Raw genomic sequence first — 18,240 nt, 5'->3', positions numbered from 1 at the left:
GAGCCGCAATGGACCACGAGTCGAGATCGAGAAGCGAGGAAGAGCGCGCGCGGGCGCTAGAGGCGGTGCGTGAGCTGATCCGCTGGATCGGCGACGATCCGAAGCGCGAGGGACTGAAAGACACGCCGCGTCGCGTCGTCGACGCCTTCCTCGAATATTTTCAGGGCTACGACGAATGCCCGGAAACCTACCTGAAGCGCACTTTTGAACAGGTGGGCGGCTATGACGAGATCGTTCTTCTGAAGGACATTCCGTTTCACTCCCATTGCGAACACCACATGGCGCCGATCATCGGCAAGGCCCATGTCGCCTATCTGCCGACGGACAAAGTCGTCGGCATTTCAAAGCTCGCTCGCGTGGTGCAGGCCTATGCGCGCCGCCTTCAGGTGCAGGAGCGGCTGACGGCGGAAATCGCCGACTGCATCCAGAAAGTGCTGGAGCCGCAAGGCGTCGCCGTCGTGATTGAGGCGAGTCACGCCTGCATGACCGCCCGCGGCGTTAATACGCCCGGCGTCTCCATGACCACAAGCCGGATGATGGGCGTCTTCCGCGACGATCAGAAAGCGCGCGAAGAGATCATCAAGCTGATCGGCATCAAGTGACGACTTAGCAGTCAGAAAGAACGATTTTATGGCTTACGAATGCATTTTGACGGAAACCGACGGCGCCGTTGGCGTCATCACCCTGAACCGGCCCGAAGCGCTGAACGCCTTCAACCGCCAGCTGATGGACGAGGTGACCGATGCGGTGAAAGCGTTCGAGGGGGACGACGCCATCGGCTGCATGGTGCTGACCGGCTCGGAAAAAGCCTTCGCCGCCGGCGCCGACATCAAGGAAATGGCGTCCAAGGACTATATCGACGTCTTCAAGGAAGATTTCATTACCGGCAATTGGGAAGAGGTGAGCCGCACCAGGAAGCCGATCATCGCTGCGGTTAACGGCTATGCGCTGGGCGGCGGCTGCGAACTCGCATTGATGTGCGATTTCATCATCGCCGGTGACAACGCCAAATTCGGCCAGCCCGAGATTTCCATCGGCGCGATGCCGGGCGCCGGCGGGACGCAGCGTCTTGCGCGGTTTATCGGCAAGTCGAAAGCCATGGAAATGTGTTTGACCGGCCGCATGATGGATGCGGAGGAGGCGGAGCGTTGCGGCCTCGTCAGCCGCATCGTGCCGAAAGGCGAACTCAGAGAAGAGGCGATCCGCGTTGCGAAACAGATCGCCGGCTTTTCCCGGCCCATCGCCATGCTGACGAAAGAATCCGTCAACCGCGCCTATGAAACGACCTTGTCTGAGGGCGTCCGCTTCGAACGCCGGGTTTTCCATTCTGTCTTCGCCTTCGAAGACCAGAAGGAAGGCATGGCCGCCTTTGCAGAGAAGCGCAAACCGGTGTTCAAGAACCGCTAGCGTTCGCTAGACGGGGAGACGCCATGGAAAATCTCGTTCTCGCCATCTCGATCATCGGCGCGCTCGGCATCGGCGCGCAGTGGGTCGCCTGGCGGTTTCATCTGCCGGCCATTGTTTTGATGGCGGCGGCGGGGATCATCGCCGGCCCGGTCCTTGGATTGTTTTCTGCGCCGGACGCAGCCCCCGGAACGCCGCCCATGGAGGCGCTCTTCGGCGAATTCTACCAGCCGCTCATCGCTGTCGCTGTCGCCGTCATCCTGTTTGAAGGCGGCCTGCAGCTCAACTTCTCCGATTTGCGCGGGCTGACCCGCGGCGTCCGGCGCCTCGTTTTTCCCGGCGTCCTCATTGCCTGGTTTCTCGGGGCCGCCGCGTCTTATCTCATCGCCGGCCTGACATGGCAGGCGGCCCTTCTCTTCGGCGGCATTATGGTCGTCACCGGACCGACCGTCATCATCCCGCTTCTGCGCCAGTCGAAACTCAATCCGCGGCCGGCGACGCTGCTCAAATGGGAAGGCATTATCAACGATCCCCTGGGCGCGCTGCTTGCGGTTCTCGTCTATGAGTTTCTGCTGATCGGGGATCATGGCGGCACGTCCACGGAAATCATCAGCTCGCTGATCCTCGCTTCCTTGCTGGCGATTGGTCTCGGTTACGCCTTCGGACGGTTTACAGCGGCGGCGTTTCGGCGCGGCTGGGCGCCCGAATATCTGAAGCCGCCGATCCTGCTTGCGCTGGTGCTGATCTGCTTTGAACTCGCAAACCTTATGCAGCATGAGGCGGGACTGCTTTCCGTCACGGCCATGGGCGTCACGCTCGCCAATTCGCGCATCGCCAGCATCAACGATCTGCGCCTCTTCAAGGAGAACATCACGATTGTTCTCGTATCTGGCGTCTTCATCATTTTGACGGCGAACCTGACCATGGAGTCCCTGCGTTCGCTCGACTGGTCGGCTTTCTGGTTCCTGGTCGTAATGCTGTTTGTCGTTCGCCCGCTGACAGTGTTCATCTCGACCATCGGCGCCGGGCTGCCGTGGAAGGAGCGTCTGCTTGTGGGGTGGATCGCGCCGCGCGGCATCGTCGCCGTCGCCGTGTCGAGCTTTTTTGGCGCTTCGCTCAGCGCCGCCGGGTATCTCGACGGCGACAAGCTGATTGCGCTGGCTTTCGCCATGGTCTTTGCGACCGTCGTCCTGCACGGCTTTTCGATTTCGCCGCTGGCGAAAGCGTTGGGCCTTGCCTCGAAAGAACGCCCCGGCGTTCTAATCGTCGGGGCCTCGCCATTTTCGGCGGCGCTCGCTGCGAAGCTGAAAGAAATGGAAGTCCCGGTGACCGTGGCGGACGCCAGCTGGCGGCGCCTCCGGCCCGTGCGGCTCGCCAATGTGCCGACCTATTACGGCGAGATCCTCTCCGAGGTGACGGAGCATCATGTCGACCTCAACCGCTTCGGCTATCTCCTCGCGCTTGGCGGCAACGAAGCCCACAACGCGCTTGTGGCGACGGATCTCGCGCCGGAGCTTGGCCGCGCCTCGATCTATCAGGTGAACGCCCGCGGCAAGGACGAAGAAGACAGGAAGGCGCTTTCCTACACTTTGCAGGGGCGGACCTTCCTCCATTCGGGCGCGCCGCTCGACGAACTGGTGCGGCGTCATTATTCGGGCTGGATTTTCCAGCGCACCAAAATCTCGGAAGAATATCCGCCCGAGCAATATAAAAAGGACCTCGGGGGCGACAGCGAGATCATCCTCATCATCCGCAAGGGCGAGATCATGTTCGCCTCGCGCGAAGTCCCGCTGAAACCGGATATCGGCGACACGGTGCTCGCCTATATTCCGAAGCCTTCGGAGCAGAAAACCGAAAAAGCGAAAGAGAAGGCGGAAAAGGCGAAGGCGGATGCCGCCGCGAAAAGCACAGGCTCCGAAAAACCTGCATCCGCCTGAGACTCAGTCGGCTTTCCGGTAAGGCATGAGCGCGCGAAGCTTTTCGCCAATGCGTTCAATGAAGTCCCAAGCTTTCCTGGAGAGTTCCGGAATGCGGGTTTCCGCCGGATCGGCCACCAGCCCGATGCGGGTGACGGCGCCGTGATCGTCGACGGCGTTGACCACCAGTTCGACGGCCCCCACTGGCACGCGGTCGCCAGCGACGGGATGGCCGCGCAATTCCCGCGAGACGAATTCGGCGACGGTCATCTCGGCGTCTTCTACAGGCGGCAAGCCGTAGAGCCGCGCGATGTCTGCGAAGCGAGCTTCGCCGCCGAAGAAGAAATCGCCTTGCAGGCTGGAGTCGTTGAGCGCCGAAGGCTTGGCGTAAATGCTGTCGAGAGCCGGGATCTGTCTGGGCGAGGCGAAAAGATAAACTTGATCTTCCGCCTGCAAGGGGCCGGAGCTGTGGATGGAATAAGCGCGCCCGTCACGCATGATTAATACCGGCCGCGCCCATCGCGGGACGCGTTCGCCTTGCGCGACCGTGCTTTCGGGATCGAGCCGGTAGCGGACGAGTTCAAGTTCGGCGCCGCCGGGCAGCTCAAGCTCCATGCGGTCGACAATGCCGGGCTCAGGCGGCGCCAGCATGTTGAGAAGCCGCGCCGTAAGACCAATGGTCCAGCCCTGGATCAAGAGCGATGAGATCACCATCATGAAGACGATGTTGAAGAAAATTCTGCCGTCCTCGACGCCGCCCAGCACGGGAAGAATGGCGAGCATGATCGACACGGCGCCGCGCAGGCCGACCCAGCCTACAAAGGCCGTCTCCCGCCGCTGAAACCGGAAGGGAAGCAGGCACAGCCAGACAGCAAGGGGCCTTGCAAAAAAAATCAGCGCCAGCGCGAGGATTATTGCGGGAAGCGCGATTTCGCCGAATTCCGACGGCGTTGCGAGCAGGCCGAGGGTCAGGAACATCCCGATCTGCGCGAGCCATGTCATGCCCACCTGAAAGCGGCGGATGCGATGGGCGTAACGCAGGCGCCGGTTTCCGGCGACAACGCCGGCGACATAAGCCGCGAGAAATCCGCTGCCGCCGAGAAGGCCGGTGAGGGAAAACACCACCAGCGCCGAGGCGAGGCCCGTGATGGGAAAGAGACCTGAATCGAGCTGGCGCAGCCGGTTGAGCAGCATGGCGATGGCGACGCCCCCGGCCGCGCCCATGACAAGGCCCAGCCCGATTTGCTGAACAAAAGCCGCGATGAAATCGTAACTCGCGCCGAAACCCGGAGAATTCTGCGCCGCCGCAAGTTCGACGAACACGGTCGTCAGGAAGATCGCCATGGGGTCGTTCGCGCCGGATTCCACTTCGAGCGTCGCCTTGACCCGCTCGCGCAGGCGCACCCCGCCCGCCCGCAACAGGAAAAACACCGCCGCCGCGTCAGTGGAGGAAATGATCGACCCTAGGAGCATCCCCTCGATCCAGCCGATGCCGAAGAGATAATGCGCGGCGACGCCCACAAGCCCGCTGGTCATGACGACGCCCACGGTGGCGAGGGTGAGGGCGGGGCCGGCGGCGATGCGGTAGCTGCGCAGGGGCGTGTCGAAACCGCTGTCGAAAAGGATGATGGCGAGCGCCAGGGAGCCGATGAAATAGGCGACGCCGCCCGAGTTGAATTCGATGCCGAGCAGACCGTCCTCTCCGGCGAGAAGGCCGATGCACAAAAACACCAGAAGCAGGGGAGCGCCGATACGCCGGGACACCAGGCTGGTCAGTGTGCTGAGCGCGACAAGCCCCGCGCCCAAAAAGATCGCCAGATAGATGACCTCCGTCAGAGCGGCCCCCTTTTCGAATGAATGGAATATATAATGAATAAGGGCGCAGCGCCGCGAAAGGCAATGCGCTCTGTGCGGAATTGTTGCAATTGAATGTATATTTAATGAGTTTTTAAGGTTCCGGTCGCCGGTGAATGCTTAACGCAGCGTTAGCGCTTGCCCGCTAGTTATTTGCGCGAGGAAAAGACATGCCCGCGCTGACCGGAAAAAACCAATCATCAGCCTCGCGACTCGCCGAATATGGCGCGCGCATGGGCGAACTCCTGATCCGCCGCCGCGCGGAGCTGGAGGCGCGCGCCGCGCGCATCGAGGCGGAGCTCGCCATCAAGGCGCGGTCTGAATTCCTCGCCAATATGAACCATGAACTCCGGACGCCGCTGAACGCGATTATCGGTTTCGCGACCATGTTGCGTGACGGCGAGGACTACAGCCTCAGCGCCGAACAGCAGCGCACTTACGCGGAATATATTCTTCAGTCCGCCGATCTTCTCCTCGGCCACATAAATACGCTGCTCGAAGTGGCGGCGCTGGAAAGCGGCCGGGTTGAAATCAACGAAGAACCGATCGATTTCGCAAGCCTTTTGGAGGACGCGGTCAAACGCGCGCAAGTGCGCGCCGAGGCGGCGGGCGTCGCATTGAAGCTCCAGCGGGAGACGGATGAAATTTGCGGCTGGGGCGATCCGGAACGCTTCGCGCAGGCGCTCGACCATCTGATCCAGACGGCGGTGAAGCTGAGTCATGAAGGCGGGGCCGTACACCTGCGCGCTTGCCTGAATACCCAGGGCTGGGCGGAAATCGCCGTGCGCGATGAAGGCGACGGCCTGACAAAAGACGAGCTCGCCGAGGCGCTCGAGGCGTTCAAGGAGCTGCATCGCGGGCTCGACCGGTCGTTCCTCGGGCCGGGCGTCGGCTATGCGGTCGCAAAAACCTTTGTGGAAATGCAGGGCGGGCGGTTTTTCATCGAAAGCCGCGAGGGGCAGGGCACGCTGGCGCGGATTTCCCTGCCGCAAGCAGAAGCGCTTTACGGCGAAACTCACCATGAAGATGACGCGGAAGACATTGCGGAGCGAGACCATGACGCCGCATAAATCCCGCAAGAAATCGCCGTTCAGCCGCAAGGGCGCGGCGGCGCCGACCGCCGAAGCCTTCGACATGGCGTTTCAGGAAAAACCGCGCGTCGGCACGGTCATCTCCGTCACCGGCTCTCACGCGCTGGTGATGCTCGATGAAGACACGCCGGATTCCGACCGGTCCTCGCGTCCGCAAATCGGCGCCATCATGAGCGTCGACGCCGGCTCTTATATTGTGCTGGGCCTCGTCTCCGCGATGTCGAACCCGGCGCCGAGTCTCGATCCGGCGGTCCCTGAAATGCGGATCATCGAAATCGAGCTGATCGGCGAGTTTACAAAGCCCACCATCAACGCCCCGGCGCGGTTTCGCCGCGGCGTCTCGGCCTATCCGACCCTTGGCGACAATGTGCATGTGGCGACCCGCGACGAATTGACGGCGCTGTTTGCGGTCAATGGCGCCGCGAGCGTGCGCGTCGGCGTCGTCAAACAGGACGCCTCCATTCCGGCGACGGTGAATGTAGACGAAATTTTCTCGCGCCATTGCGCCGTGCTCGGCACCACGGGCGCGGGCAAGTCCTGCGCCATGGCGCTCCTCTTGCGCGCGGTGCTGCAGCGCTTTCCCCATGCGCATATCGTCATTCTCGATCCGCATAACGAATATTCGAAAAGCTTCGGCGACGGCGCCGTTGTGTTCGACCCGACGAGCTTTAACCTGCCATACTGGATGCTGACCTTCGACGAACTCGTGGAAGTGCTGTATCCCGGCCGCTCGCGCGATTCCGAAGAGATCGAGATCCTCGCCGACCTTCTGCCCGCAGCGAAACGCATAAATATGGGCGGCTCCGGACGGGCGAGCCGCCTGCGCACCGAAAGCACGGCGGTCACCGCCGACACGCCGACGCCTTATCGCATTTCGGACCTGTTAAGTCTTATCGACAAGGCGCTTGGCGGGATGGACAGCGGGCGCTCGGGCTGGCCTTACAAACGTCTCAGAGCCCGCATCTATGCGATCAGCCAGGATGCGCGCTACGCCTTCATGTTCGGCGGGCTGACGGTTCAGGACACGCTGAAGGAAATGCTGAGCCAGCTTTTCCGCATCCCTGCGGAGGGCCAGCCGGTGAGCATCATCGAGCTTGGCGGGCTTCCAACCGAAGTGGTGCAGGTCGTCGTCTCCGTCGTCTCGCGCCTCGCCTTCGAATTCGGCCTGTGGAGCAATGGCGCGGCGCCCATCGCGCTCGTCGTCGAGGATGCGCATCGTTACGCGCCCGCCAATCCCAATGAAGGGTTCGGGCCGACGCGGCGTTCGCTGATCCGCATCGCCAAGGAAGGCCGCAAAACCGGCGTCGCCCTGTGGATCGCGTCGCAGCGTCCGACGGAGCTCGATCCGACGATCCTTTCCCAGTGCAACACCATCTTCGCCATGCGCCTCGCCAATCAGGCGGATCAGGATGCGCTGCGCGCCGCCGTGCCCGACGCCTCGACGAGTCTCTTAAGCTGCCTGCCGTCGCTCGGCTTGGGCGAGGCAATCGCGGTGGGCGAGGGCGTGCCCATGCCGACCCGCATCCGTTTCGATGCATTGCCCGCCGACGCCGTGCCGCGCAGCTTCACCGCGAGCTTCACCGACGGTTGGTCGGTGGAGATCGAGGACAACAGCTTCATCGACCGCATCGTCGAACAATGGCGCGCCCAGCGCATGCTGACGCCGGACATTGAATAAGCGCCCTTGATCGCGCCTCCCTCCGCTACCACAATGGCGCAAACGGGAGGCGATTCATGCGGATTTTTCTGACGCTTATAGCTCTTTTCTTCGCTGCGCCGGGAATGGCGCAGGACGGGCCCCCGCCAGTGACCATCGTCATCCACGGCGGGGCGGGCGCGCTGGCGCCGGGGCGTTACACGCCGGAGGAGGAGGCGGCGTTCCAGGCGAAACTCACCGAGGCGCTGAACGCAGGCTACGCGGTGCTCGAAAGCGGCGGCGCGGCGTTAGATGCTGTCGAGGCGGCCATCGTCCTCATGGAGGACGCGCCGATGTTCAATGCGGGCAAAGGCGCGGTCTTCACCCGCGACGGCGAAAACGAGCTCGATTCATCGATCATGGACGGCGCGACCTTGAACGCCGGCGCCGTCGCCGGCGTCACGCGCGTCAAAAACCCCATCAAGTTGGCGCGCGCCGTGATGGAAAAATCCGAGCATGTGATGTTCGCGCGCGACGGGGCCGAAAAATTCGCTAGGGAAAATGGTCTAGAGATGGTGAAGCCGGGCTACTTCAAAACCGAGCATCGCTGGGCGGCTTACAAGAAAGCGCTCGAGGAAGAAAAAAAGAAAGACAAGGATGCGGCCCTCTTTCACGATTTCAAATATGGAACCGTGGGCGCGGTGGCGCTTGATGCAAACGGCAATCTCGCGGCGGGGACGTCGACCGGCGGGATGATGATGAAAAAGTATGGACGGGTCGGCGACACGCCGATCATCGGGGCCGGGACCTTCGCCGATAATAAATCCTGCGCTGTCTCCTCCACCGGCTGGGGCGAATATTTCATCCGCCTCACCATCGCCCGGGACATCTGCGCGCAGGTCGAATATCAGGGCAAGACCGTCGAAGAGGCCGCCGACGACGTCATCAACCACCGGCTGCAGGATATGGGCGCCGATGGCGGCGTCATCGTGCTGGCGCCGGACGGCTCCTACGCCATGACCTTCAATTCCAAGGGCATGTTCCGCGGCGTCAAGAACGCCGACACTGAATTGGTCGCCATTTATGGCGAGGAAGAATAAGGCGTCAGATAATCAACCTGCATCATCTCTTCATCCTGAGGGCAAAAAGTCCTTCGCCCTTCGAGGCGCCGCACAAAAGTGCGGCTCCTCAGGATGAAGAGATGATGCAGCTTTATCGCCCGATGCCCTAGAATAGTTATTCTTCGACGAAGGCTTCGCGCTTGTTTTCGAGGAAGTCTACGGAGCTGTCGATTTCAAGTTCGAACCATATCGGGAAGTGGTCCGACAACTGGTTCTTGCGCCAGGGGTGTTTGTAATAGGGCGCCTGGTTCGCCGGGTCGGTCATGTCTTTCTCGCCCGTATAGTCTTCGACCATTTCATCGGCATAGGCCTGCGTCTGCTCATCGCGATAGACGAACTGGAACGGATCGAAGACGCCGCCATTCATCCGCCCGTCGGGCCGTTTGACGACGCGGAAATATTCATTCTGACGGATGAACATGCGGTCATAGGCTTCCGATTTCGACGCATTGGTGTCGAGGCCGATAAGGCTGTCCACCTCGTAGTAGCCCGCCTCGGTGAACAGCCCGACCGCGCCGTCATCCTTGTCGTCGCCCCTGTAGAAATTGAAGTCGCCGGCGATGACGAGGCTCGATGTCCAGTGTTCTTTCATCTTCTCCCTGAGCGCGGCGAGCAGAAGCGACACTTCCTCGCGGCGGTAATCGACATCGGCTTTCTTGCTGCCGGGCTGGAGGTGAAGGCAGAGAAGGCCGAATTCCTTCCATCCCGCCTTGAAGCCGGTGAGATAGGGTGTGCGCTTCAGCTGCTTGATCGCGGCGCCTTCGGTGATTGCGGGCCAGAGAACGAGTTCGCCGACCGTACCCGACAATCTCACGCGCGCCGAGTTGAAGACATAGGCGCTGCGTTCGGAATTGCCGTCGTCGCCGCTGGTGATGTCGTTCACCACATACTCCCATTCGCTGCCGAGAAGGCGCATGAGGATATGCAGATCGCGCAGGGTCGATTTCACTTCCTGAATCACCACGAGATCGAAGCGCGAAATAATTTCCGCAATGTAGAAATAGGCTTCAGGCAGGCGCTGGGTGGTGTGGCCGAATTCCTTGATGTTCCAGCTTGCGATCAGGATGGTCTGGTCCGTCCGCCGCGGCGGAATGAGATTGTCGAGACCGTTTTTGAGCGCAAGGATGTTGTCGATGGCGCGGATTTTCTCCGCATCGCGCATTTCCGGAAAAACCAGCGCAAAGCCCTTTTTCTTCAAATCACTGTCGGGCCGAAGATCGTTGTAATATGGCATGAATATTCTCCCCTGATGGAAAGAGTATTCTAGTCACGATTCTATGACAATTTTGGGGTCAGGCCGGCTTCGACGCCATGAGCTTCTTGACGTCGGCGGGATCGAAAAGCGCGGTGCCTTCGCTCATGCGCGTCGCGCCCGCCGCCGCCATGCCGAAGCGCAGGGCCTCGGTTTCGTCGTCGCCGCGCGCCAGCGCCGTCAACAGCCCCCCGACGAAACTGTCTCCGGCGCCGACGGCGCTCGAGGCTTTCACCTTGAAAGAGGGCGCGGTGAAGACGCCGTCTTTCGTCGCCATCAGCGAGCCGTCGCCGGCATGGCTCACCACCATCGCCTGCACTTGTCCCTTTTCGACGATGCCTTTGGCGTAGGCCTCGATTTCCTCCGGCCATTTCAGCTTCCTGCCGGAAATCGCTTCGTATTCGTGCTCGTTCTGGCGCAGCATGTAGACGCCTTCTTCAAGCGCCGCGTCGAGGCCGCTGATGGAATCGAGCACAAAGCGCGCGCCCCGGTCTTTTGTAACGCGCGCCGCTTGCGCCCAGAAGTCTTGCGGCGCGCCGGGCGGCAGGCTGCCGCTCGCGACGACGAAATCGCCAGGATCGGCTTCCTCGCGCACGGCCGTCAGAAAGCGGTCGATCTCGTCTTCAGTCATTTCCGCGCCAGGCAGGTTGAAGCGGTATTCGTTGTCTTCCTGCGCGTTCTTAACATGGAAGGCGAGGCGGGTCTCTCCGGCGATGGGAATCATCCGCATGGGAACATTCTCATTGGCGAGCGACTTGACAAGCGCATCCCCGTAAACCCCGCCGGCGGTGAAGATCGCCAGCGTGTGCGCATGGAACCGCGAGCAGGCGCGCGCCACATTGATGCCGCCGCCGCCGGGATGCATTTTCGGATCGCGGCAGCGCAGCTTGCGGTTCGGCTCCACGAACTCCGCGGTGACCGCGTAGTCGAGCGCCGGATTGGGGGTGAGGGTGATGATGCGGGTCATGGGACGCGTCCCTTAAAGGAGGCCGAGCGACTTGAAGCTCGCATGTTTGTCATGGCCGATCACAAGATGATCATGCACGCGAATATTGAGCGCTGACGCAGCTTTTACGATTTGGTTGGTCATGTCCACATCGGCGCGCGACGGCGTCGGGTCGCCGGACGGATGATTATGGACGAGGATGATCGCCGAGGCGCCGAGTTCGAGCGCGCGTTTCACCACTTCACGCGGATAAACCGGCGTATGGTCCACGGTGCCGCGCTGCTGCACTTCGTCGGCGATGAGGATGTTTTTCTTGTCGAGGAAGAGAATGCGGAAGAGCTCTGTCTTTTCGTCCGCCATGGCGGCGCGGCAATAGGAGAGGAGCGCGTCCCAGGAGGAAATGACCGGGCGCTTCAGCACCCGCGCCTGGGAAAGCTTGATCGCCGCCGCCTGGACGATTTTCAGCTCCTGCGCCACATTTTCGGAGACGCCTTTCACTTCCATCAAGCGCTCCACAGGTGCGGCGATAACCTGCGGGAAGCCGCCGAATTTCGCGATCAGTTCCTTCGCCAGCGGCTTGACGTCCTTCCTCGGAATCGCGCGGAAGAGAATGAGTTCCAGAAGCTCGTAATCCTGAACGCCGTCGACGCCGGCCTTCTTGAACCGCGCGCGCAGGCGTTCGCGATGGCCCTTTGCGTGATCGGGGGCGTGGTTCGCAGCGGATTTGTCCGCAGACTCGGAGTTTTTGCTGGCCGCAGACATGCGTCTCATCAATAAGGCGGCCGGTCGAGGCCCTTGGGCGATTTTGTGAAAATCTCGACCCCGGTTTCGGTGACGCCAATCGAGTGTTCGAACTGCGCCGAGAGGGATTTGTCGCGGGAGACGGCGGTCCAGTTGTCTTTGAGGAGTTTCACGTCCGGTTTGCCTTCATTGATCATGGGTTCGATTGTGAAGAACATGCCGGGCCGCAATTCGGTATCCGGGGCTTCATGCACGCCGCCCCAGCGGTCGCGATATTCCGCATAATGAACGACATTAGGCGCGTCGTGGAACACCCGCCCGAGGCCATGGCCGCAGAAATCGCGCACCACGGAAAAGCCTTGGCCCTCCGCCACGGTCTGGATGGCGCGGCCAATGTCGCGCAGGGTCGCGCCGGGTTTGACGGTCTCGATCCCGGCCATCATCGCGTCATAGGTCGCATCGACGAGGCGGCGCGCCTTCACCTTGGGCTCGCCGGCGAAATACATGCGGCTTGTGTCGCCATGCCAGCCGTCGACGATGACGGTGACGTCGATATTCATGATGTCGCCGTTCTTCAGAACCTTGTCGCCGGGAATGCCGTGACAGATGACATGGTTCAAGGAGATGCAGCTCGCATGTCGATAGCCCTTGTAGCCGATGGTGGCGGAGAGGGCGCCGTGATCGAGAACGAACTCCCGAATGAGATCGTCGAGCGCGCCGGTCGTGACGCCGGGCTGCACATGCTCCGCGATCATGTCGAGGCAGGACGCGGCGAGGCGGCCCGCCTGGCGCATGCCCTCGAAATCTTCCGGCGGATGCAGCTTGATGGCGCCGGGGCGGACGATGTCGTCTTCGTCGAGAATGGCTTCGGTCATCGGGGCTCCAATTCGATCTCCAGCGCCTTGCGCAGGACAATCTCTGCAGTTGTGATTTCGCAATCATAGCACAGGAGTTCAACCCCCGCCGAGGCTGCGAGTTTCAAGGCCTTGGCGTATCCGGGGTCGAGATCGGCGGCCGGGGCGAAGCGGCGGCAGTCCGAGCGCTGGACGACGAACAGCATGACGGCGCGAGAGCCCTCCGCCGCCACGCGCGTGAGCTCCTCAAGATGTTTCGCGCCGCGTTTGGTGACGCTGTCGGGAAATTCCGCCAGGCCCGCCTCGCGCGACAGGTGGACATTCTTGATTTCCACATAGCAGTGCTTTTTCCGCCCTTTCCCCGATTTGGCTCCGGTCAGCAGGAGATCGATGCGGCTCGCCTCGCCATATTTCACCTCGCGGGCGATATCCGCATAGCCTGCGAGTTCGGGGATGACGCCGCGCGCGATCGCCTCCGGAACGATGCGGTTGGGGTTGGTGGTGTTCACCGGGATCAGCGTTCCGCCGGCCTCCACCAGCTCCCAGGAAAAGGCGAGCTTGCGCTTCGGATCGCCATGTTCATGAACCCAGACAGGCGCGCCCTCGATAGCGACGCCGAGCATGGAGCCGGGATTGGCGCAATGCGCCGTCCCCTCGCGCCCGTCGTCGAGAATGACGTCTGCAAGGAAGCGTTTGTATCTTTTTTTTAGCCGCCCCTTAACCAGCGGCGCCGGCAAGCGCATCCAGAAATCTCAATCCGTCATTGATGTTAGTTGGTGAATTGAATGGTTTTTCGTAAAATTGCAAATCCGGGAGTATTTTCTTTGTTAACCAATCTAAATAAGACATTTTTATCTTTCCAGGCGGATATTTAGGACACGGCGGGGGAGAAGACGCCGAGGCCCTGGAGGCCGTCTATGACCGGACTTTTGAAAAACCGGAATGGCAATGTCGCCATTCTGACTGCGATGCTGATGCCCGTTGTTCTGATGTTCTCGGGCGGCGCCGTTGATTTTTTCAACTGGAACAATCAGCGCGTAAAGCTGAAAGAGCTTGCGGATACGCTCGCGACGCGCGGCGCGCGCGAATTTCTGCTCGCCAATGCGACGGAGTTTCAGGTCAAGGCGGTGATCAACAATGTCATCGACAGCGGTTATGCGGCGGCTTACGGATTCCCTTCGCTCGCCACCGAAATCAATGTCAACACGCTGGAAGGCGAGGTCTCCGTCCATCTGTCGTCGCCGCCGGCGGACGCCCTTCTTCTCAACAAGTTTCAGCCTTTCAAACAGTCGCTCGACATCACCTCGACGGCGGTGGCCCATGGCGGCATGAATGTCTGCGTCGTCGCCCTCGAAAGGACCGGCGACGGCGCCGTTTCCGCCACGACCAATTCCAAGCTGCTCGCGGACGAATGCTCGATCATGTCGAACTCCAAATCGACACAGGGCGTCGTATCGAGCGGCAATTCCAAAATCGAGGCGGGCCTTATCTGCTCGGCGGGCGGCGCTTATGGCAATGTGCATAACTATGCGCCTTTTCCCACGCTTGATTGCCCCCATTATGCTGACCCCTTGTCGGAACGCGAAGCGCCCGCCGTCGGCGTCTGCGATGAAGTGGACGCCGTTTATGGACACATGATTGAAGACGTCGTCAGCGCGGCAGCCAATGTTTCGACTAATCTCATATCGGCCGCTGCAAAAGGGCATGGGGGCGGCAAGGTCAACAAGCTTATTAATGGCGCAGGTCTCAGTGAGACAACTTATACACTTAATCCCGGCGTTTATTGCGGAGGTCTAACTATAGGCACATTGGCAAATGTCGAGCTTAATCCGGGCATTTATGTTATCAAAGATGGTCCCCTGCTAGTTGGTCTCAGCGGCAAGCTGTCGGGCGAGAATGTCTCGTTTTATCTTGTTGGCGACGACGCTACTTTTTACTTTGGCCCCGAGGCGGTGATCAGCCTGACGGCGCCGAAAGACGGACCGCTCGCCGGCATTCTCTTTTTCGAAGATCGCAATGCGCCAGCGGACCGCACGCACTACATTCTTTCCGACGATGCGCGCGTGCTGCTCGGCACATTTTATTTGTCGCGCGGGACCCTGGCGGTGGCGAGCCTTCTGCCCGTGGCGGACCAGTCCGCCTACACCGCCATCGTTGCGAAGAAGCTCAGTATGTCGGGCAATCCGACGCTGGTTCTTAACGCCGATTATGCCGGCACCGATGTTCCTGTGCCTGAGGGCGTCGGTCCCGTGGGCAATACGGTGTACCTGCGGGAGTAGGGGCGCCGTTTCGCCAAAACTTTTGCGGCGAAGATTTGCCCCTATAGCGGGAATCGCCTGCCCAAAAATTCAACATAAATGTTGAATTCTTCAATATTTCCCAGTGTTGGTGCAAAGTTATCCCCCGCATTCGCTGCGGGGTTAAAGTCATCCTCCCGCGTCACCCCGGACGTATAGCGGCATAGAAATGATGCAGTGCAGGTCCAGGACTCTGACGCATGGGGGTCGCGTGTCTGCAGCGCGTCATCATATGCCGTGCAGCGCAAGGGATGACGCACGAGAGATTGGAGAAAAGGTTGGAGCAGAATATGTCAAATGGCGCCAGATGGGCCGCAAGGCCAGCAAATATGCGGGTGGAAATTGGCGGCGGAGATCAGCGCCGGAACGGGCGGAGCAGTTTGTGAAGCGCGCGCACGGCCGTTCGTTCGTCTGCGGCGCAGGCGGCTTCCGCTGCGGAGACAGCGTTGAACATTTCGCGCCGCGTCGCCTGTTTCAGAAGTTCGTTATAGAAACGATACTGCGAACCGGAGACAAGCACCGCCGCTGTCCGGCCATAGCGCGTAATGATGACGGGCTCGTCTTTGGCGCGCGCGATGAGCTCGCCAAATTTCCGGGACGCTTCATGAGAGGTGACTTCATACATGATCTTTTCCTCATACTCTTTACAACAAAAAACATAAAAGAAGTACACGGAGGAAATTCAAGGCAGGCGATGATAAGAAATCAACTTCTCCCGCGGTCTTGGCGTGCGAATAATGCATCTTGCGCAAACCCGCCGCGCGCCATACAAGATCGCCGGAAAAACCGGACAGGACCATGAACAAAACAGCCGCCATTTTAGCTATCGGAGACGAGCTTTTGTCGGGGCGCACCCGCGACGCCAACATGCACTATCTGGCGGGCTGGCTGACCGAACGCGGCGTCGCGCTGATGGAGGCGCGGGTCGTGCCCGACGATGCGGAGATGATCGGCGCCGCGCTGAACGCGCTGCGGGCGCGCTATGATTACGTCTTCACCTCGGGCGGCATCGGCCCGACCCATGACGACATCACTGTCGACGCCATCTCTGCGGCGTTGGGCGTGCCGGTCATCGAACACCCGCAGGCCGCCGCCATGGTGCGCGCTTATTATAAAGGCCGCGGGATTGAGGCGACGCCGGCGCGGATGCGCATGGCGCGAACGCCCGAAGGCGCCGAACTTATCGACAATCCGGTCTCCGGCGCGCCGGGCGTTCGGATCGGCAACATCTTCGTCATGGCCGGCGTGCCGCGGATCTTTCAGGCGATGCTCAACGCCATCGAAGGAGAGATCGAAAAAGGCGCGGTTATTCATTCCTTCGCCGCGACGGCACGCAGCCTGCCCGAATCCGCCCTTGCCGAACAGTTGCGCGACATTCAGGCGGCGCTGAAGAATGTGACGCTCGGGAGTTATCCCATCGATGGCGACGAAATGGGCGTCACGATTGTCGCCCGCTCCCCGAACGCGGAGACAGCGCAGCAGGCGATCAACGCCGTCGCCGCCGCCATGCGCGCGCTCGGGTTTGAGCCTCAGATGGAAGACAGGAAATGAAGCGATTATTTGGCAGAGGCGCTGCGCCCCGCCTCCCCCTTGAGGGGAGGCCGAAATCTTTGATTTCGGGAGGGGGGTATGAAGTGATAGGCCAAGCAAAAAGTTGAGGGAATGGAATAACCCCCACCCAAAAACCCGCAGGGTTTTCGACCTCCCCTCAAGGGGGAGGTTTAAGGCAGCGCAAACCGGATAGATGAATGCTCTCCGTCTTCGACATTTTCAAAATCGGCATCGGCCCGTCATCGTCGCATACTGTGGGGCCCATGCGCATCGCCCGGCGCTTTCTCGATGAGGCGAACGCCGCGGGCGCGCTTGAAAAAGCCGCGCGGGCGAGGGTCGATCTCCACGGCTCGCTGGCGCTCACCGGAATCGGCCACGGCACGGACAAGGCGACGATCCTCGGGCTGCTCGGCTTCGAGCCCGACGCCACCGATCCCGATGAGGCGGAGCGGGCGTTCGAGCGCGTCAAAACCGAGAAGCGCCTCGCCTTGCATCAGGGACCGGAGATCGCCTTCGATCCGAAGGCGGACATTCATTTGCTTGGCAATATTGTGCCGACGGTGCATCCCAACGAAATGCGCCTGACGCTCTACGCCGAAGACGGCGCCGATATCTTCTCGCAGGTCTATTACTCCGTTGGCGGCGGGTTCATCGCCAGCGAAAAGCAGTTGACCGCGCCGGCGGAAGACGACCTGATCGCCGTCGCGCGCGAGGGCCGCCATCAGTTCGCCAGCGCGGCGGAGCTTCTCTCCATAGCGCGGGACAGGAACATGGCCCTGCACGAGATCATCCTCGAGAACGAAGACGATCACCGCCCGCGCGCCGAGACCGAGGCGATGCTCGATAAGATATGGTTCGCCATGCGCGACTGCATCGAACGGGGCTTGAACACGCGCGGCGAATTGCCGGGGGGCCTGAAGGTCAAACGCCGCGCGCCGTCGCTTTATGCGAAACTCGTTGAAGCGCCGCTCGCCAATGAGCGCGAACAATTGTTCGATTGGCTCAATGTCTACGCCATGGCGGTGAATGAGGAGAATGCGGCGGGCGGGCGCGTCGTCACCGCGCCGACCAATGGCGCGGCGGGGATCATTCCCTCCGTACTCAAACATTATTGCTGCGTCGACGGCGAAAACATCGCGCAGATCCGCGTCTTTCTCCTCACCGCCGCAGGGATCGGCATGCTCTACAAACAGCGCGCCTCGATCTCCGGCGCGGAGATGGGCTGCCAGGGGGAGGTGGGCGTCGCCTGCTCCATGGCGGCGGGCGGGCTCGCGGCCGTCTGGGGCGGAACGCCGGGCCAGGTGGAGCACGCCGCCGAAATCGGCATGGAGCACAATCTCGGCCTCACCTGCGATCCCGTCGGCGGTCTCGTGCAGATTCCATGTATCGAGCGCAACGCCATCGGCGCCGTCAAAGCCGTCAATGCCGCGCGGCTCGCGCTGCGCGCCTCTGACGAACACAAAGTGTCGCTGGATCAGGTGATCGAGACCATGCGCCAGACCGGCATCGACATGTCGCGCAAATACAAGGAAACGTCGGAAGGCGGCCTCGCGGTGAACGTCGTCGAATGCTGATGG

At 61.1% G+C, this 18,240-nt stretch carries 16 protein-coding genes; 9 read left to right on the top strand and 7 right to left on the bottom strand.

The annotated features are described in order from the left end of the window. The first annotated feature begins 8 nt into the window (after positions 1 to 8). The 3 genes from folE to ACQY5P_RS04290 are packed head-to-tail and all read left to right on the top strand — an operon-like array spanning position 9 to position 3,341. Positions 9 to 602 (top strand): GTP cyclohydrolase I FolE, encoded by a 594-nt coding sequence (gene folE, locus ACQY5P_RS04300; RefSeq protein ID WP_428409613.1) that lies wholly within the window; start codon positions 9 to 11, stop codon positions 600 to 602. Positions 603 to 630: 28 nt separating this feature from the next. Continuing rightward, on the top strand, positions 631 to 1,407 hold the full coding sequence (locus ACQY5P_RS04295) for an enoyl-CoA hydratase (protein ID WP_428409612.1): 777 nt from the start codon (positions 631 to 633) through the stop codon (positions 1,405 to 1,407). 23 nt (positions 1,408 to 1,430) lie between these two features. Next, the gene (locus tag ACQY5P_RS04290) at positions 1,431 to 3,341 is read left to right on the top strand and encodes a cation:proton antiporter (RefSeq protein WP_428409611.1); all 1,911 of its coding nucleotides are present in this window, start codon (positions 1,431 to 1,433) and stop codon (positions 3,339 to 3,341) included. 3 nt (positions 3,342 to 3,344) lie between these two features. On the opposite strand, the gene ACQY5P_RS04285 is transcribed toward ACQY5P_RS04290, so the two are convergent. After that, positions 3,345 to 5,126 carry a potassium/proton antiporter gene (locus tag ACQY5P_RS04285; RefSeq protein WP_428409610.1) on the bottom strand — a complete coding sequence of 594 codons (1,782 nt, stop codon included), beginning with the start codon at positions 5,124 to 5,126 and terminating at the stop codon, positions 3,345 to 3,347. Positions 5,127 to 5,344: 218 nt separating this feature from the next. Between ACQY5P_RS04285 and ACQY5P_RS04280 the strand changes: the two genes are divergently transcribed. The 3 genes from ACQY5P_RS04280 to ACQY5P_RS04270 are packed head-to-tail and all read left to right on the top strand — an operon-like array spanning position 5,345 to position 9,001. After that, positions 5,345 to 6,244, top strand: coding sequence for a sensor histidine kinase (locus ACQY5P_RS04280; RefSeq protein WP_428409609.1), 900 nt, complete (start codon positions 5,345 to 5,347; stop codon positions 6,242 to 6,244). Continuing rightward, entirely contained in the window at positions 6,231 to 7,943 is a 1,713-nt protein-coding gene (locus ACQY5P_RS04275; protein ID WP_428409608.1) for an ATP-binding protein, read from the top strand. Before ACQY5P_RS04280 ends, ACQY5P_RS04275 begins: the two co-directional genes overlap by 14 nt. A gap of 56 nt (positions 7,944 to 7,999) precedes the next feature. Further along, positions 8,000 to 9,001 carry an isoaspartyl peptidase/L-asparaginase family protein gene (locus ACQY5P_RS04270; protein ID WP_428409607.1) on the top strand — a complete coding sequence of 334 codons (1,002 nt, stop codon included), beginning with the start codon at positions 8,000 to 8,002 and terminating at the stop codon, positions 8,999 to 9,001. A gap of 136 nt (positions 9,002 to 9,137) precedes the next feature. On the opposite strand, the gene ACQY5P_RS04265 is transcribed toward ACQY5P_RS04270, so the two are convergent. Genes ACQY5P_RS04265 through sfsA form a run of 5 tightly spaced genes read right to left on the bottom strand, consistent with a single transcriptional unit; the run spans position 9,138 to position 13,558 of the window. Beyond that, positions 9,138 to 10,256 carry an endonuclease/exonuclease/phosphatase family protein gene (locus ACQY5P_RS04265; RefSeq protein ID WP_428409606.1) on the bottom strand — a complete coding sequence of 373 codons (1,119 nt, stop codon included), beginning with the start codon at positions 10,254 to 10,256 and terminating at the stop codon, positions 9,138 to 9,140. 58 nt (positions 10,257 to 10,314) lie between these two features. After that, the gene (locus ACQY5P_RS04260; protein ID WP_428409605.1) at positions 10,315 to 11,241 is read right to left on the bottom strand and encodes a 1-phosphofructokinase family hexose kinase; all 927 of its coding nucleotides are present in this window, start codon (positions 11,239 to 11,241) and stop codon (positions 10,315 to 10,317) included. 12 nt (positions 11,242 to 11,253) lie between these two features. Beyond that, complete coding sequence (gene radC / locus ACQY5P_RS04255) at positions 11,254 to 11,982, bottom strand: RadC family protein (protein WP_428409604.1); 729 nt, start codon at positions 11,980 to 11,982, stop codon at positions 11,254 to 11,256. An 8-nt stretch (positions 11,983 to 11,990) separates the two neighbouring features. Next, positions 11,991 to 12,836 carry a type I methionyl aminopeptidase gene (gene map, locus ACQY5P_RS04250; RefSeq protein ID WP_428409603.1) on the bottom strand — a complete coding sequence of 282 codons (846 nt, stop codon included), beginning with the start codon at positions 12,834 to 12,836 and terminating at the stop codon, positions 11,991 to 11,993. After that, on the bottom strand, positions 12,833 to 13,558 hold the full coding sequence (gene sfsA / locus ACQY5P_RS04245; protein WP_428409602.1) for a DNA/RNA nuclease SfsA: 726 nt from the start codon (positions 13,556 to 13,558) through the stop codon (positions 12,833 to 12,835). The genes map and sfsA overlap by 4 nt, the downstream gene beginning before the upstream one ends. Before the next feature lie 174 nt (positions 13,559 to 13,732). Here sfsA and ACQY5P_RS04240 point away from each other — a divergent pair, with 174 nt between their 5' ends. Next, a complete protein-coding gene (locus tag ACQY5P_RS04240; RefSeq protein WP_428409601.1) occupies positions 13,733 to 15,094 on the top strand; it encodes a TadE/TadG family type IV pilus assembly protein in 1,362 nt (453 codons plus the stop codon). Between the two features lie 373 nt (positions 15,095 to 15,467). Here the strand turns inward: ACQY5P_RS04240 and ACQY5P_RS04235 are convergent, their stop codons facing one another. Beyond that, the gene (locus tag ACQY5P_RS04235) at positions 15,468 to 15,737 is read right to left on the bottom strand and encodes a type II toxin-antitoxin system Phd/YefM family antitoxin (RefSeq protein ID WP_428409600.1); all 270 of its coding nucleotides are present in this window, start codon (positions 15,735 to 15,737) and stop codon (positions 15,468 to 15,470) included. A 173-nt stretch (positions 15,738 to 15,910) separates the two neighbouring features. Here ACQY5P_RS04235 and ACQY5P_RS04230 point away from each other — a divergent pair, with 173 nt between their 5' ends. Continuing rightward, positions 15,911 to 16,663 (top strand): competence/damage-inducible protein A, encoded by a 753-nt coding sequence (locus ACQY5P_RS04230; RefSeq protein WP_428409599.1) that lies wholly within the window; start codon positions 15,911 to 15,913, stop codon positions 16,661 to 16,663. Positions 16,664 to 16,860: 197 nt separating this feature from the next. Then, a complete protein-coding gene (locus ACQY5P_RS04225) occupies positions 16,861 to 18,237 on the top strand; it encodes an L-serine ammonia-lyase (protein ID WP_428409598.1) in 1,377 nt (458 codons plus the stop codon). Positions 18,238 to 18,240 lie beyond the last annotated feature (3 nt).

The sequence above is a fragment of the Hyphococcus sp. genome (assembly GCF_965267305.1).
Taxonomy (GTDB): Bacteria; Pseudomonadota; Alphaproteobacteria; order Caulobacterales; family Parvularculaceae; genus Hyphococcus.
This window is presented reverse-complemented; position numbering and strand designations above follow the sequence as displayed.

What these genes read in the sequence shown, in the direction of transcription:
- folE (WP_428409613.1), top strand. Translation starts at nt 9, where the DNA reads ATGGACCACGAGTCGAGATCGAGAAGCGAGGAAGAGCGCGCGCGGGCG.
- ACQY5P_RS04295 (WP_428409612.1), top strand. Translation starts at nt 631, where the DNA reads ATGGCTTACGAATGCATTTTGACGGAAACCGACGGCGCCGTTGGCGTC.
- ACQY5P_RS04290 (WP_428409611.1), top strand. Translation starts at nt 1,431, where the DNA reads ATGGAAAATCTCGTTCTCGCCATCTCGATCATCGGCGCGCTCGGCATC.
- ACQY5P_RS04280 (WP_428409609.1), top strand. Translation starts at nt 5,345, where the DNA reads ATGCCCGCGCTGACCGGAAAAAACCAATCATCAGCCTCGCGACTCGCC.
- ACQY5P_RS04275 (WP_428409608.1), top strand. Translation starts at nt 6,231, where the DNA reads ATGACGCCGCATAAATCCCGCAAGAAATCGCCGTTCAGCCGCAAGGGC.
- ACQY5P_RS04270 (WP_428409607.1), top strand. Translation starts at nt 8,000, where the DNA reads ATGCGGATTTTTCTGACGCTTATAGCTCTTTTCTTCGCTGCGCCGGGA.
- ACQY5P_RS04265 (WP_428409606.1), bottom strand. Translation starts at nt 10,256, where the DNA reads ATGCCATATTACAACGATCTTCGGCCCGACAGTGATTTGAAGAAAAAG.
- ACQY5P_RS04260 (WP_428409605.1), bottom strand. Translation starts at nt 11,241, where the DNA reads ATGACCCGCATCATCACCCTCACCCCCAATCCGGCGCTCGACTACGCG.
- radC (WP_428409604.1), bottom strand. Translation starts at nt 11,982, where the DNA reads ATGTCTGCGGCCAGCAAAAACTCCGAGTCTGCGGACAAATCCGCTGCG.
- map (WP_428409603.1), bottom strand. Translation starts at nt 12,836, where the DNA reads ATGACCGAAGCCATTCTCGACGAAGACGACATCGTCCGCCCCGGCGCC.
- sfsA (WP_428409602.1), bottom strand. Translation starts at nt 13,558, where the DNA reads ATGCGCTTGCCGGCGCCGCTGGTTAAGGGGCGGCTAAAAAAAAGATAC.
- ACQY5P_RS04240 (WP_428409601.1), top strand. Translation starts at nt 13,733, where the DNA reads ATGACCGGACTTTTGAAAAACCGGAATGGCAATGTCGCCATTCTGACT.
- ACQY5P_RS04235 (WP_428409600.1), bottom strand. Translation starts at nt 15,737, where the DNA reads ATGTATGAAGTCACCTCTCATGAAGCGTCCCGGAAATTTGGCGAGCTC.
- ACQY5P_RS04230 (WP_428409599.1), top strand. Translation starts at nt 15,911, where the DNA reads ATGAACAAAACAGCCGCCATTTTAGCTATCGGAGACGAGCTTTTGTCG.
- ACQY5P_RS04225 (WP_428409598.1), top strand. Translation starts at nt 16,861, where the DNA reads ATGCTCTCCGTCTTCGACATTTTCAAAATCGGCATCGGCCCGTCATCG.